The organism is Pseudacidovorax intermedius (genome assembly GCF_001476815.1).
GTDB lineage: Bacteria > Pseudomonadota > Gammaproteobacteria > Burkholderiales > Burkholderiaceae_C > Xenophilus > Xenophilus intermedius_A.
The window spans coordinates 1-14,940 of the sequence record NZ_LDSL01000069.1 but is presented as its reverse complement, the minus strand read 5'-3'; the positions used below and the strand labels follow the sequence as shown (position 1 = coordinate 14,940).

At 71.2% G+C, this 14,940-nt stretch carries 12 protein-coding genes; 6 read left to right on the top strand and 6 right to left on the bottom strand.

Annotated features, from left to right (window positions below; genetic code table 11):
* Positions 1–931, bottom strand: a 931-nt coding sequence (locus tag NS331_RS11945) for a GAF domain-containing protein (RefSeq protein ID WP_058642216.1), incomplete at its 3' end; no start/stop codon positions are given.
* 146 nt (positions 932–1,077) lie between these two features.
* On the opposite strand from NS331_RS11945, the gene NS331_RS11940 reads away from it, so the two are divergent.
* Positions 1,078–3,186, top strand: a complete 2,109-nt coding sequence (locus tag NS331_RS11940; protein ID WP_058642215.1) for a PQQ-dependent dehydrogenase, methanol/ethanol family — start codon at positions 1,078–1,080, stop codon at positions 3,184–3,186.
* Between the two features lie 300 nt (positions 3,187–3,486).
* Here the strand turns inward: NS331_RS11940 and NS331_RS11935 are convergent, their stop codons facing one another.
* Entirely contained in the window at positions 3,487–4,461 is a 975-nt protein-coding gene (locus NS331_RS11935; RefSeq protein WP_058642214.1) for a tripartite tricarboxylate transporter substrate-binding protein, read from the bottom strand.
* Between the two features lie 184 nt (positions 4,462–4,645).
* Between NS331_RS11935 and NS331_RS11930 the strand changes: the two genes are divergently transcribed.
* A complete protein-coding gene (locus tag NS331_RS11930) occupies positions 4,646–5,440 on the top strand; it encodes a type III pantothenate kinase (RefSeq protein WP_058642213.1) in 795 nt (264 codons plus the stop codon).
* Positions 5,441–5,512: 72 nt separating this feature from the next.
* On the opposite strand, the gene NS331_RS11925 is transcribed toward NS331_RS11930, so the two are convergent.
* Both NS331_RS11925 and NS331_RS11920 read right to left on the bottom strand, forming a co-directional pair.
* Positions 5,513–6,607, bottom strand: a complete 1,095-nt coding sequence (locus NS331_RS11925; protein WP_440589382.1) for a M14 family metallopeptidase — start codon at positions 6,605–6,607, stop codon at positions 5,513–5,515.
* Entirely contained in the window at positions 6,607–7,812 is a 1,206-nt protein-coding gene (locus NS331_RS11920) for a M20 aminoacylase family protein (RefSeq protein ID WP_058642211.1), read from the bottom strand. The genes NS331_RS11925 and NS331_RS11920 overlap by 1 nt, the downstream gene beginning before the upstream one ends.
* 196 nt (positions 7,813–8,008) lie before the next feature.
* Here NS331_RS11920 and argE point away from each other — a divergent pair, with 196 nt between their 5' ends.
* The 4 genes from argE to NS331_RS11900 all read left to right on the top strand — a co-directional run bounded on the left by argE (position 8,009) and on the right by NS331_RS11900 (position 13,836).
* Positions 8,009–9,190: an acetylornithine deacetylase gene (argE, locus tag NS331_RS11915; RefSeq protein WP_058642210.1), complete on the top strand. Its 1,182-nt coding sequence runs from the start codon at positions 8,009–8,011 to the stop codon at positions 9,188–9,190.
* Positions 9,191–9,201: 11 nt separating this feature from the next.
* Positions 9,202–10,455 carry a DUF445 domain-containing protein gene (locus NS331_RS11910; RefSeq protein WP_242873727.1) on the top strand — a complete coding sequence of 418 codons (1,254 nt, stop codon included), beginning with the start codon at positions 9,202–9,204 and terminating at the stop codon, positions 10,453–10,455.
* Positions 10,456–10,666: 211 nt separating this feature from the next.
* Entirely contained in the window at positions 10,667–12,733 is a 2,067-nt protein-coding gene (locus tag NS331_RS11905) for a molybdopterin-containing oxidoreductase family protein (protein ID WP_058642208.1), read from the top strand.
* 41 nt (positions 12,734–12,774) lie between these two features.
* The gene (locus NS331_RS11900) at positions 12,775–13,836 is read left to right on the top strand and encodes an aminopeptidase (RefSeq protein WP_058642217.1); all 1,062 of its coding nucleotides are present in this window, start codon (positions 12,775–12,777) and stop codon (positions 13,834–13,836) included.
* A gap of 62 nt (positions 13,837–13,898) precedes the next feature.
* On the opposite strand, the gene NS331_RS11895 is transcribed toward NS331_RS11900, so the two are convergent.
* Entirely contained in the window at positions 13,899–14,159 is a 261-nt protein-coding gene (locus tag NS331_RS11895; RefSeq protein WP_058642207.1) for an acyl-CoA-binding protein, read from the bottom strand.
* A 76-nt stretch (positions 14,160–14,235) separates the two neighbouring features.
* Positions 14,236–14,940 (bottom strand): tetratricopeptide repeat protein (locus NS331_RS26670; RefSeq protein WP_058642206.1); only part of this gene is annotated, 705 nt, incomplete at its 5' end.

Genomic DNA, 14,940 nt, shown 5'->3' with positions numbered 1-14,940 from the left:
ACACGCCCAGGCCGCTGCCCAGCCGCAGCGCCTGCGCGCCGTGGCCGCCGGCCAGGCGCAGCAGGCCGTTCAGGTCGCGGCCGAAGAAGCGCACCGCGGCGCGCGCCAGCGGCTCCGCCGGCAAGGGCCCCAGCAGCCGCGCGGCGGCGGCATTGAGCCAGGCTACGCGGCCGTCGGGGGCCACGCCGGCCATGGCCTCCAGCGGCGTGTCCAGCAGCGCGGGGCTGGCCTGGAAGCGCAGCACCACGTGGCCGGCGGACTGGCGCGCCAGCAGCCGGTTCTCGATCACCGTCGCATACAGGCCCACCATGGCGCCGGCATCGAAGCCGAAGCGGCGCGCTTCCACCGACAGGTCCAGCACGCCGGCCAGACGGCCGTCCACGCCGCGGATCGGCGCGGCAGCGCAGTGCACCTGGCGCAGGCTGTCGAAGTAGTGCTCGCCGCCGTCCACCGTGCAGGCCTGGCCGGTGCTCAGCACGATGCCGGGCGCGGTGGTGCCCACCACCGATTCGGCCAGGTTCACGCCCAGCCGCGCGGTGCTGCTGAGCACCGGCTGCTGTGGCGCCATGGGATGGTGGGTGACGTGCAGCAGCACGCCCTCGCGGTCGGTGAGGATCACGCGGCAGTCGGTGCCCGCCAGCGCGCCTTCCATCGACGCCAGTTCGGGCCCCGCCGCCTCGAGCAGGGCCCGGTTGCGGGCCAGCGCGCCGTGCAGCCGGCTGGGCGTGACGGGGTCGAAGGCGATGGCGCGGCGCGGGTCCTCGTGCCGGCGGCGGCAGCGCATCCAGGACTGCAGCACGTCTTCGCCCACCAGTCCCGAGGGCCGGTCGCCCTCGTCGAAGAAGCGCAGCCGCGCCTGCGCGGTGCGTTGCTCCGGCGTCGTGGCGAAGAGCTGGCGCGGCGGCTGGCCGGTGGCGGGGCGGGTCGGCAAGGGCGTCTCCTCCAGGGTTTGCGGCCGACTGTGTTCCGCAATGGAACAGCCCAGCACCCGGGAAATCCCGAGGATGAAGCCAGCCCCCCGACGGCGGCATCCTCGATGCGCTCTGCTTCAACCAAGAACCGACAAGGAGACACACGATGAGGCTTTTCGCGTCGGCCGCACTCGCGGCGCTCGTGGCCTGGGCCGGCTGGGCCAGCGCCCAGACCCCGCCCGCGGCACCCTCTGCCCCGCCCGCCGCCAGGCCGGCGGCCAAGGTCGACGGCGCCTTCATCCGCGCCAATGCCCGCGCCACGCCCGAGTGGCCGAGCGTGGGCCTGGACTATGCCGAGACGCGCTACAGCCGCCTCGACCAGCTCAACACCGGCAACGTGGGCCAGCTGGGGCTGGTCTGGTCGTACAACCTCGAGTCGACGCGCGGCGTCGAGGCCACGCCGCTGGTGGTCGACGGCGTGATGTACGTGACGGCCTCGTGGAGCGTGGTGCATGCCATCGACGTGCGCACCGGCCAGCGGCTGTGGAGCTTCGACCCGCAGGTCGACCGGGCCAAGGGCTTTCGCGGCTGCTGCGACGTGGTCAACCGCGGCGTGGCGTTGTGGAAGGGCAAGGTCTACGTGGGCGCCTTCGACGGCCGGCTGATCGCGCTGGACGCCGCCACGGGCAACAAGCTGTGGGAGAAGGACACGCTCATCGACCATGCCCGCAGCTACACCATCACCGGCGCGCCGCGGGTGTTCAAGGGCAAGGTCATCATCGGCAACGGCGGCGCCGAATACGGCGTGCGCGGCTACATCACGGCCTACGACGCCGAAACGGGCGACCAGAAGTGGCGCTGGTTCACCGTGCCGGGCGACCCGTCCAAGCCCTTCGAGGACGAGGCCCAGGCCCGCGCCGCCAAGACCTGGGACCCGGCCGGCAAGTGGTGGGAAAGCGGCGGCGGCGGCACGGTGTGGGACACCATGGCCTTCGACCCCGAGCTCAACACCATGTACATCGGCACCGGCAACGGCTCGCCCTGGTCGCATGCCAAGCGCAGCCCGGCCGGCGGCGACAACCTGTACCTGGCGTCCATCGTGGCGCTGGACCCGGACACCGGCAAGTACAAGTGGCACTACCAGGAGACGCCCGGCGACAACTGGGACTACACCTCCACGCAGCCGATGATCCTGGCCGACATCCAGCTGGACGGCAAGCCGCGCAAGGTGATCCTGCACGCGCCCAAGAACGGCTTCTTCTTCGTCATCGACCGCACCAATGGCCAGTTCATCTCGGCCAGGAATTTCGTCGAGGTGAACTGGGCCACGGGCTACGACAAGAAGGGCCGGCCGATCGAGGTGGCCTCGGCCCGCGACGGCAGCAAGCCCAACGATGCCATTCCCGGTCCTTTCGGTGCGCACAACTGGCACCCGATGTCCTTCAATCCCAAGACGGGGCTGGTCTACCTGCCGGCGCAGCACGTGCCGCTGAACCTTCTGGACGACAAGGACTGGAAATTCAACGAGAACGCGCCGCTGCGCCCGCATTCGGACCTGGGCTGGAACACCGCCAAGTTCGTCAATGCCGAGCCGCCCAAGAGCAAGCCGATGGGCCGGCTCGTGGCGTGGGACCCGGTCAGGCAGAAGGAGGCCTGGGGCGTGGAACATGTCTCGCCCTGGAACGGCGGCACGCTGACCACGGCCGGCAACCTGGTGTTCCAGGGCACGGCCGACGGGCGCCTGGTGGCCTACGACGCCCGAAATGGCAAGAAGCTGTGGGAGACGCCCACCGGCACCGGCGTGGTGGCGGCCCCGTCCACCTACATGGTCGACGGCAAGCAGTACGTGTCGGTGGCCGTGGGCTGGGGTGGCGTGTACGGACTGGCCCAGCGTGCTACCGAGCGGCAGGGACCCGGCACCGTCTACACCTTCGCGGTCGGCGGCACCGAGAAGATGCCGGAGTTCGTGCAGTACCGCATGGACAAGCTGCTGCAGGGCGTGAAGTACGACCCCGCCAAGGTGCAGGCCGGCACGGGGCTCTACGTGAGCAACTGCGTCTTCTGCCACGGCGTGCCGGGCGTGGACCGTGGCGGCAACATTCCCAACCTGGGCTACCTCGGTGCGCCCTACATCGAGAACCTGGACAAGTTCGTCTTCAAGGGGCCGGCCATGTCGCGCGGCATGCCGGACTTCACGGGCAAGCTGAGCATGGAAGACGTGGAGGCGATCAAGGCTTTTATCCAGGGCACTGCGGACGCGATTCGACCGAAGTGACAAGCCTCCCCCAGGCTGCGCGCTTCGCGCTCCCCCACCCCTCCGGAGGAGGGGGCACATCCTGCGGCCCGGCGGAGCCGGTTCCGCGGATGTTCTGGCTTGGCCTGCTCCGCGGCCTTTCGATCTTTGCGGGGCGTGTGCTACCGGCGATGGGGCAAGCGCGGGAAGGAGCCCCTGGGGAAACTCGGTGGGCTGGACTGGACTGCGTGGGTCATCGGCGCCGAGTCGCCGAGCGTCGATGCGCCATGACGAAAAAGGCCCGCCATCGCTGGCGGGCCTTCCTGTTGGCGGCGTGCGCGATCAGTCGGCGTACACGCCGGCCTCCTTGATCACGGGGCCGAAGCGGTTGACTTCGGCCTGCACGAACTTCTTGTGCTCGGCCGGGTCGCTGCGCTTGTCGCTCACCACCACGGCGCCCAGGGCTTCCTCGCGGCGGATGAAGTCCGGGTCCTTCAGCGCGGTCTTGAGGGCGTCGTTGAGCTTCTTCAGCACCGGGGCGGGCGTGCCCTTGGGCGCGTACAGGCCGTGCCAGATGGTGACCTGGAAGTTCTTCAGGCCCTGCTCGTCCAGGGTCGGGATGTCCTTGAGCGCCGGGGTGTTCACGCGCTTGAGCGTGGTCACGCCGTAGGCCTTCACCTTCTTGGCCTCGATCTGGCCGGTGGTGTTGGTGGTCTGGTCGCACAGCAGGTCGATCTGGCCGCCCATCAGGTCGGCGATGGCCGGCGCCGTGCCCTTGTACGGCACGGTGGTCATCTCGGCCTTCAGCGCGCTCTGGAACAGCAGGCCGCACAGGTGCGAGGCCGAGCCGATGCCGGCGTTGCCCAGGTTGACCTTGCCCTTGTTGCTGGCGATCCAGGCCTGCAGCTCCTTGAAGTTGTTGGCCTCGAGCTGCGGCTTGCCGATCAGCGTCATCGGCACGTCGTTGATCATGCCCAGGTACTCGAAGTCGGTGTCGTAGTTGTAGCTGAGCTTGCGGTAGAGCACCGGGGTGGTGGCCATGCCGACGTGGGTGACCAGCAGGGTCAGGCCGTCGTTCTTGGCGCGGGCCACCTTGGCATTGCCGATGGTGCTGCCGGCACCGGCGGTGTTGTCCACCACGATGGTGGCGCCCAGGGCCTTCTGCATGGCTTCGGCCAGGTCGCGGGCCACCTTGTCGGTGGGGCCGCCGGCCGCGAAGGGCACCACGAAGGTGATGGTCTTGCCATCGGGGAAGTCGGCGGCCTGGGCGCCGAGGGAGACGGCAGCCAGGGCAGCCAAAGCGATGGTTTTCTTCATGAAGACAGCTCCGAACGAAACGGGATGAACGAGAGGTGAACCGAAAAACGGCCCTGAATGGTAGGGAGGGCCGGCCCGGCGCCTATCGCGGCTTTCCCTAGTAGGAAAGGCATTTCCGCGCAGTCGCGCGCGGGACTGCGCCATCCCGCGGGCCGCCGCGGCGCGGGGGCAATAATCCCGCCCCATGGCTTCCCTTCTTGCGCTCGACATCGGCAACACCCGCCTCAAGTGGGCGCTCTATGCGCACGGCGAACCGGGCGCCGACGTGCTGGCCGGCGGCGCGGTGTTCCTGGACCACATCGACACCCTGGCCGACGGGCCCTGGGCCACGCTGCCGCTGAAGCCGCAGGCCATGATCGGCTGCGTGGTGGCCGGCGACGCCGTGCGGCGGCGCGCGGAAGAGCAGGTCGAGGAATGCTTCGACTTCGAGCCGCGCTGGGTGGTTTCCAGCCCGGCCGAGTCCGGCATGGTCAATGGCTACGACCATCCCACGCGCCTGGGCGCGGACCGGTGGGTGGCCATGATCGGGGCGCGCCACCGCATGCTGGCGCAGGCCGGCGGCGCGGCGCCACGGCCGATGGTGGTCGTGATGGTGGGCACGGCGGTGACGGTGGAGGCCATCGATGCCGAAGGCCGTTTTCTCGGCGGCCTGATCCTGCCGGGCCACGGCATCATGCTGCGCGCACTGGAGTCAGGCACTGCCGGTCTGCACGTGCCCACCGGCGAGGTGCGCGAATTTCCCACCAACACCAGCGACGCGCTCACCAGCGGCGGCACCTATGCCATCGCCGGCGCGGTCGAGCGCATGGTGCAGCACGTGCGCCGCCACTGCGGCGCCGAGCCGGCCTGCTACATGACCGGCGGCGCGGGCTGGAAGATGGCGCCTTCAATGTCGGTCGAGTTCGAACTGGTGGAGTCGCTCATCATGGACGGCCTGCTGGTCATCGCCCGCGACCGGGCGGCGCGCATCGCGGGCTGAGCGACAACAGCGCCTCGCGGGCGCCGTGCTGCGCGACGCGCGGTGGGCGTGCCGGCGAGGGCCGTCGGAGGCTCAGCCGCGCAACCCCTGCGCCGCCTGGAACAGCGCCTCGCGCGCCTGCTCGACGATGCGCCGCTTCCACGCATCGGTGTCGGTGTAGAAGGCGGCGCGCATGCGCTGGCGAATCGCCTCGGCCAGTTCTGGCGCGGCTTCGGGATGCAGGTGCAGCCAGTGGTCGCCGCGCATGGCGGCGAGCACTTCCATCAGCGGCTCGGTGCCGTATTCGATGGCGATGCCGGTGACCTCGGCCTGCGGGCATTCGTCGTAGGCGGAATTCCACATGAGCCCGGTGAGCAGCGGCGATGCCGAACTGCCGTCGTAGATCGACGTGACCGGCGTGGCGCCATCGCCGCCCCACCATGCGCTGGCGCGCGCATAGGCCGCCGCGTCGTCGTTGCCGGCAAAGATGCGCTCGCCCAGGCCATTCGGGCCGAGGCCGGTGTGGATGTCGATCCAGGCCAGGCGCCGGGCCCGGCCGGCATGCTGGCGCAGCACGGGCCGCAGGGTGCGCTGGCTCCAGGTGGGCGCCTGGCCGCCGAAGAACATGCCGTCGGCAAAGGCGTACTGGCCCTGGGTGACGGCGGCCTGGAATTCGTCCATGCCGTGCTTGTCGATCCACTGCGCGAGCGCCGCCTCGTCCGCCGGCGCCGGCGGCCAGTTCGGCGGCAGCAGCAGCGCATGCAGCCTGGCATAGGCCTTGTTGGCCGGCAGCGGCGCCGAGAAGTCCTGGAAGTTGCGGTTCAGGTCCACGTTCTCCTGCGTGACCCGCCGGCCGTGGGAGAAGCCGTGCGGGTTGAGCGCATGGATGTAGACCACGGCCACGCCGGCGCCCCGCGCGGCTGCCCGCCATTCGGCGTCGTGCAGGGCCGCCACCTGCACGCCGCTGCCGCAGTGGCCTTCCACACCATGGCAGGCGCTGGTGAGGATGAGCACGCGTTCGGCATCGGCCGGGCCGTCGCGCGCCACGTCCATGGCCAGCGCCTCGCCATCGGCGCCTGGCAGGGGCAGGGGATGGCTTTCGACCGGGATGCCGGCCGCCACGCAGGCCGCCAGGAATTTTTGCCGCGCCAGCGCGTAGCTGGGCGAGAAGGCCTGCGCGGCGTCCATCACGTCTGCGCCGCCGCGGGCTGGGCCAGGAATTCCTCGGCCAGCTTCACCCACACGCTGGCGCCCAGCGGGATCAGCTCGTCGTTGAAGTCGTAGCTGGCGTTGTGCAGCACGCAGGGGCCTTCGCCATGCAGGTGCGGCCGGTGGCTGCCGTCGCCGTTGCCGATGAAGGCATAGGCGCCGGGTTTGGCCTGCAGCATGAAGGCGAAGTCCTCGGAGGTCATGGCCGGCTCCTGGCGCAGCACGTTGGCCTCGCCCACCACGCCGGCCATCACGCGGCGGGCGAAGTCGGCTTCGGCCGCGGTGTTGATGGTGGGCGGGTAGTAGCGCACGAACTCGAAGTCGCACTCGGCATCGTGCGCGGCGCAGATGTGCTCGGCGATCTTGCGCATGCGGGCCTCGATCATGTCCAGCACCTCGACCGAGAAGGTGCGCACGGTGCCGGTCATCTCGCAGTGGTTGGGGATGACGTTGTTGGTGTCGCCCGCATGCACCGTGGTGACCGAGATGACGGCCGAGTCCAGCGGCTTCATCTTGCGCGTGAGGATGGTCTGGAAGGCCTGCACCATTTCGCAGGCGATGGGCACCGGGTCGACGGTGGTGTGGGGCAGGGCCGCATGGCCGCCCTTGCCGCGCACGGTGATGTAGAACTTGTTGCCCGAGGCCATGACCGGCCCGGGGCTGACGGCGAACTGGCCGGCGGCCATGCCGGGCCAGTTGTGCATGCCGAACACGGCGTCCATGGGGAACTGCTCGAACAGGCCCTCCTTGATCATGCGGTCGGCGCCGCCGCCGCCTTCCTCGGCCGGCTGGAAGATTAGGTAGACCGTGCCGTCGAAGTTGCGGTTCTTGGCCAGGTGCTGGGCCGCGGCCAGCAGCATGGCGGTGTGGCCGTCGTGGCCGCAGGCGTGCATCTTGTTGGCATGCTTGCTGGCGTGGTCGAAGGTGTTCAGTTCGTTGATGGGCAGGGCGTCCATGTCGGCGCGCAGACCGACGGCGCGGTCGCTGCTGCCGTTCCTGACGATGCCGACCACGCCGGTGGTGCCCAGGCCGCGGTGGATGGGGATGCCCCATTCGGTCAGGCGGGCCGCGACGACGTCGGCGGTGCGCACTTCCTCGTAGGCCAGTTCGGGATGGGCATGCAGGTCGCGGCGGATGGCGGCGATCCCGGCCGCCTGGGTGACGATCGAGTCGATGAGCTTCATGGGAGGCAGTCTAGTGGGGGCAGGCCGGCACAGGCTGACACGGCCGGAATAGGGGCGCAAGCAATACGAATGCCCGCGGCAGGGGCAAGCCGGCACGCATGCCCGGCTCGGCGCGGCGCCGGCCGTCGGATCCGCCGACGGGCTGCTTGCCGGAGGTCGCGCCAGGGTCGGGCGTCGCCGGCCACAATCCGGGCCCATGAGCCCCCACCCGCTTTCCGACCGCGCGCTGGCCTTCGCCCAGGCGCTGGTGCGCATGAACACCATCAGCGACCGCAGCAACCTCGAACTGATCGAGTTCGCCCGCGAGCATCTGGCCGGCCTGGGCGTGCAGAGCCGGCTGACCTGGAACGCCGAGCGCACCAAGGCCAACCTCTTCGCCACGCTGGGCGAGGGCAAGCCGGCCGGCGTGATCGTCTCCGGCCACACCGACACCGTGCCGTGGGAGGGCCAGGCCTGGACGGTCGATCCGCTCTCGGCCACCGTGCAGGACGGTCCCGAGGGTCCGGCCCTCTTCGGCCGCGGCTCGGCCGACATGAAGAGCTTCATCGCCATCGCCCTGGCCAATGCCGAGCGCATCCTGGCCGGCAATGCGCCCTTCGCCGTGCACTTCGCCTTCAGCTACGAGGAAGAGATCGGCTGCTTCGGCGTGCGCGAGCTGATCGCCGACATGCGCGACGCCGGCGTGAAGCCGCTGGCCTGCATCGTGGGCGAGCCGACGTCCATGGTGCCGGCCATCGCCCACAAGGGCGTGTGGCGCTACCGCTGCTGCGTGCGCGGCAAGGAGGCGCATTCCTCCCTCACGCCGCATTCGGTCAACGCCATCGAGATGGCGGCGCGGGTGGTGGGCAAGGTGCGCGACATGGCCGAGGCCTTCGAGCGCGAGGAGCCGCGCTACGACGGCTTCGACGTGCCCTTCTCGACCGCCAGCGTGGGCCAGTTCCACGGCGGCATCGCCGACAACGTGGTGCCGCGCGATGCCGAGTTCCGCTACGAATTCCGCGACCTGCCCACGGCCGATGCGCGCGCCATGCAGCAGCAGGTGGTCGACTATGCCCGCAGCCTGGAGCCCCGCATGCAGCGCGTGGCGGCCGACACGGGCTTCCGCTTCGAGACCATCTGCGAGATCCCGTCCTTCCTCGGCAGCCGCGACGACCCGGTCACCCGGCTGGCGCAGCGCCTGGCGGGCGAGGCCGGCACCACGCTGGTCGCCTTCGGCACCGAGGCGGGCCTGTTCAAGAACGCCGGCATTCCCACCGTGGTCTGCGGCCCCGGCAGCATCCAGCAGGCCCACCAGCCCGACGAGTACGTGACGCTGGCGCAACTGGCGCGCTGCGAGGCCTTCATGCAGGGCTTGGCCGACAGCGCCGAGATCGGCTGACGGCCACGTCGATGGCGGGGACGACCGGTCCGGGCCCGATGAAGCGGGTGGCGCTGGCCCTGCTGGCCGGCGCCGCGGTGCTGTATGCACTCGCCACCTGGCAGGAGAGCCGTGGCGGTCATGCCGTCTGGGGCTGGGTCGGCGCGTTCGCCGAAGCGGCGATGGTGGGCGCCATCGCCGACTGGTTCGCGGTGGTCGCGCTGTTCCGCCATCCGCTGGGCCTGCCGATTCCGCACACGGCCATCCTGCCGCGCAGCAAGGCGCGGCTGGGCGCCAACCTGGCGCGTTTCTTCTGCGACAACTTCCTGGGCACGGCGCAGGTGCTGGCCAAGCTGCGGGCCTTCGACGCGGCCGGGCGTCTGGCGGCCTGGCTGTCGGGCCCGGCGCAGGCCGAACGCTTGGGCCGCCTGGGGGTGGCCGCGGCCGGCCAGGTGCTGGCGGCGGTCGACGACCAGCGGCTGCGCGACTTCCTCGGCCGCGCGGCGGCGGCCGGCCTGCGGCAGCTGGACTTTTCGCGCACGGCCGGCCAGGTGCTGGAGACGCTGACGGCGGAAGGGCGCCACCAGGCCATGCTCGACGCCGTGCTCGGCCATGCCGCGCAATGGCTGGAGGACGAGGCGCTGCAGGACCAGCTGACGGATGCCATCGCCCAGGAGGTCAAGGCCCTGCGCTACGTCGGCCTGGACCAGGTGGCCGCGCGGCTGGCCACGCGCAAGCTGGTGGCCAGCATCGCGCGGGCGCTGGGCGAGACGGCGGCCGACCCGGCCCATCCGCTGCGCCAGCGCTTCGACGCCTACATGCAGGGCTTCGTGCAGCGCCTGCAGCAGGACCCGGCCTTCATCGCCCGCGGCGAGCGGCTGCGCGACGAGCTGCTGGCCCACGACGGCCTGCGCGACTACCTGGATGGCCTGTGGCGGCAACTGCGCGACTGGCTGCAGGCCGATCTGGCGCGGCCCGATTCCGCCATCGGCCAGCGCATCGCCGGCCTGGCGGCCTCGGTCGGCGAGCGGCTGGCGTCGGACGCCGCCATGCGCGCCTGGCTCAACGAACAGCTGGCCCAGGCGGCGCCCGCCGCCATCGACCGCTGGCGCGAGGACATCCGCCGCTACATCGAGGAGCGCGTCGCCGCCTGGGACACCGACGAACTCGTGGCCGAGCTGGAGCAGCACGTGGGCCGCGACCTGCAGTTCATCCGGATCAACGGCACGGTGGTGGGCGGGCTGGTCGGCCTCGCGATCCATGCCATCACGCTGGCGGTGACGTGAAACACCCCCATGCCGCTTCGCGGCTCCCCCCTCTCTTGCGCCTTCGGCTTGGAGGGGGGCGCACCCCCCGGCCCGGCAAAGCCGGTTCCGCGGGTGCACTGGCGTGGCCTGCTCCGCGGCCATTCGATCTTTGGTGCTGCAGCCGTTTCAAGGCGCGCCGTCCTAGACTTCCCCTTCCACGTGCCCATGCGCTGACGCGCCCGCGACGACCATGACTGCCCCCACGACCACCCCCGATACGCACACCGTCCTCGGCGCCTGTCCGCACGACTGCCCCGACACCTGCGGCCTGGTCACCACCGTGCAGGGCGGCGTGGCCATCAAGCTGCAGGGCAATGCCGCGCACCGCCACACGGGCGGCGTGCTCTGCACCAAGGTGTCGCGCTACCTGGAGCGCAATGCCCACCCCGAGCGGCTCACCCAGCCGCTGCGCCGCGTCGGCCGCAAGGGCGAGGGCCGCTTCGAGCCGGTGAGCTGGGACGAGGCGCTCGACGACATCGCTGCCCGCCTGACGGCCATCGCCGCCGACCAACCGCAGGCCATCCTGCCCTACAGCTACGCCGGCACCATGGGCCTGGTGCAGGGCGAATCGATGGACCGGCGCTTCTTCCACAAGCTGGGCGCCTCGCTGCTGGACCGCACCATCTGCTCCACGGCCGGTGGCGAAGCGCTGGGCTACACGCTGGGCGGCAAGGTGGGCATGCGCATCGAGCATTTCGCCGAATCGAAGCTGATCCTGATCTGGGGCAGCAACGCCATCGCCAGCAACCTGCATTTCTGGCGCCATGCGCAGGCCGCAAAGCGGGCCGGCGCGCGGCTGGTGTGCATCGATCCGCGGCGCAGCGAGACGGCCGACAAGTGCGACGACCACATCGCCCTGCTGCCCGGCACCGACGGCGCCCTGGCCCTGGCGCTGATGCACGAGCTGATCGTGCACGACTGGCTGGACCACGACTACATCGCCCGCCACACGGTGGGCTGGGATCAACTTCGCGAGCGCGCCCTGCAATGGCCGCCCGAACGCGCCGCCGCCGTGTGCGGCGTGCCCGTGGCGCAGATCGAGGCCCTGGCGCGCGACTACGGCACCACCAGGCCGGCCGCCATCCGCCTCAACTACGGCATGCAGCGCGTGCGCGGCGGCGGCAATGCGGCGCGCGCCGTGGCCTGCCTGCCGGCGCTGGTGGGCGCCTGGCGGCATCGTGCGGGCGGGCTGCTGCTCAGCGCCTCCGGCCAGTTTCCGGTGGACCGCGCCACGCTGCACCGGCCCGACCTGCTGGCCGGCCGCCAGCCCCGCACGCTCAACATGAGCCGCATCGGCGACGTGCTGACCGGCGACGCCACGGCCCTGGCCGGCGGCCCGGCGGTGAAGGCGGTGGTGGTCTACAACAGCAACCCGGTGGCGGTGGCGCCCGAGTCGGCCAAGGTGGCCGCGGGCTTCGCGCGCGAGGACCTGTTCACCGTGGTGCTGGAGCAGTTCCAGACCGACACCGCCGACTACGCCGACTACCTGCTGCCCGCCACCACGCAGCTGGAGCACTGGGACATCCATTTCAGCTACGGCCACACCGACGTCATGCTCAACCGGCCGGCCGTCGCGCCGCGCGGCCAGGCGCGCAGCAATGCCTGGGTGTTCCGCGAGCTGGCGCGCCGCATGGGCTGGGACGAACCCTGCTTCGCCGACGACGACGAGGCGCTCTGCCGCCAGGCCTTCCGCCCCGAGGCCATCGACTGGGCCGCGCTGGAGCGCGACGGTTTCGCCACCCTGCCGCTGCCCGAGGCGCCGTTCGCCGAGGGCGGCTTTCCCACGCCCTCGGGCAAGTGCGAGTTCTTCAGCGCCCGCCTTGCGGCGCAGGGCCTGGACGGGCTGCCGGACCACCTGCCCAACCACGAGCCCGCAGGCAGCTCGGCCGACTATCCGCTGGCCATGATCTCGCCGCCGGCGCGCAATTTCCTCAACTCCACCTTCGTCAACGTGACCAGCCTGCGGTCCATGGAAGGCGAGCCGCTGGTGGAGATCCATGCCGACGACGCCGCCGCGCGCGGCATCGCCGACGGTGCCATGGTGCGCGTGTTCAACGCCCGCGGCGAGCACCGCTGCCGCGCCGAGGTCTCGCGCCGCGCGCGGCCCGGCGTGGTCAACGGCCTGGGCATCTGGTGGCGCAAGCTGGGCGTGGACGGCACCAACGTCAACGAACTGACCAGCCAGCGTCTCACGGACCTGGGCCGCGGGCCGACCTTCTACGACTGCCTGGTGCAGGTGGAGGCGGTGGCGGCGTGACGCGCAGGCGCCTGGCGCTGGCCGTCGGTGCTGCGGCCGCGATGCTGCTGCTGGCCGGCTGCACCCCGCTCGGCTACTACGCCCAGTCCGTCGGTGGCCACCTGGCCATCCTGCGCGCGGCCCGGCCCGTGCCCGAGGTGCTGCAGGACGCCACGCTGTCGGAAGGCCTGCGCCGCAAGCTCATCCTGGCGCAGCACATCCGCCGCTACGCCAGCGACCGGCTGGCGCTGCCCGACAACCGCAGCTACACCGCCTATGCCGACCTTCACCGTACTGCGGCGGTCTGGAACGTGGTGGCGGCACCGCCCTATTCGCTGACGCTCAAGTCCTGGTGCTACCCGGTCGCCGGCTGCGTGGGCTACCGCGGCTACTACGACGAGGCCACGGCCCAGACGGAGGCCGCGCGCCAGCGCGCAGAAGGGCTGGAGGCGGCCGTCTACCCGGTGCCCGCCTACTCGACGCTGGGCTGGCTCGACTGGCTGGGCGGCGATCCGCTGCTGTCCACCTTCATCGGCTACCCGGACGGCGAACTGGCGCGCATCGTCTTCCACGAACTGGCGCACCAGCGCTTCTATGTGTCTGGCGACACGGTGTTCAACGAGTCCTACGCCACGGCCGTCGAGCGCCTGGGCGGCGCCCAGTGGCTGCGCGACGAGGCCGATGCGCCGGCGCGTGAGGCCTATGTCCGTTTCGACCAGCGCCGCCGGGACATGCAGGCGCTGATGCTCGCCACCCGCGAGGCCCTGGCGGCGGTCTATGCCTCGCCGGCGGCCAAGGCCGGCGACTGGCCGCAGGTGGAGGCGATGAAGCAGGCCGCCATTCGCGACTTCCGCGCGCGATATGCGCAGCTGCGCGCCGGCTGGCCGGCGGACGGCCGCCAGGGCGCCTACGACGCCTGGGTGGCGCGGGCCAACAATGCCACCTTCGGCGCCCAGGCCGCCTATGACCAGCTGGTGCCGCAGTTCGAGCGCCTGTTCGCCCGCTGCGGCGGAGACTGGGCGCGCTTCCATGCCGAGGTGGCGCGCATCGGCGGGCTGCCGACGCACGAGGCGCGCGTGGCGGCGCTCGATGCGGCAGCCGCGGGCTCGACCGCCATTCGCTGAGCCTACGGCCATGAAAAAAGCCGCTGGGCTTCAGCGGCTTTCGCGGGTGCCAGGCGCCGGCCTCAGCCCGCGCGCAGCGATTCGATCAGGTCGATGTACTTCTGCTTGGCCTCGTCGGCCGACACGCCCTTGTGCGCCGTCCAGGCGTCCCACTTGGCGCGGGCGACGAAGTCGCTGAAGCTGGGCTTCTTCTCGGTGTTGTCGCCCAGGGTGGCCTGTTTGTAGAGGCCGTAGATCTTCAGCAGGGTCGGGTTGTCGGGGCGCGCGGGCAGCAGCTTGGACTGGGCTTCGGCGGCTTCGAAACGGGCTTGCAGGTCGGACATGGCGTGAGGCAGGGCTGGAAAAAAGCACGATTGTGCGCTTTTTGGCCGACCTGCTTCCGCCCTGCTTCTGCCCTGATCAATCGGCCATGCAGGCCAGCGCCACCTCGCGGTCGAGGAACTGCCGGGCATCCACCGGCTCGATGGCCGCGGCCGATTCGTACAGCGGCTGCGCCTGCGCCAGGCCGGCCTCGCCCTGCAGCGCGACGAGGGCCCGGGCGTATTCGACGCGGCCGGTGGCCGAGGCCGGGTGCAGCGCCAGCCCCTGCTCGAACAGCTCGATGGCGCGTTCGGGCCGCACGTCGTAGGTCATGCGGGCCACCAGCTCGCCTACCTTGTCGATCACCTCGGCATGGAAGGCGCCGAGCGCGAAGTGGGCATCGGCATGGCGCGGCTGCAGTTCGATGATGCGCTCCAGCGCCTCCTTGAGCCGGCCGCCCAGGCCCTGTGCCAGGGCGCGGGCCACGCTCACTGCCTGGGCATGGCGGCCGAGCGCATAGGCATGCCAGTAGAGGGACTGCACGTCCTGCGGGTCGGCCTGGTGGCGGGCCCAGGCGCGCTCGCCCACCTGGCGCAGCAGGCCCAGGCGCTGTTCGTCGTCCGGGGCCACGTAGTTCGCGTAGATGGCGGTCGCCTGGTCGGCGAGCGCGGCGCCGTCGGTTCCGCCGATGTGCAGGCCCGCCTGCGCGGCGCCTGCGAAGTCGCCCGCGTGGTACAGCGCCCAGGCGTCGGCCAACGCCGGGGTGCGTGGCGCGGGCAGCGGCTGGCCGGCGTGCAGCGCGGC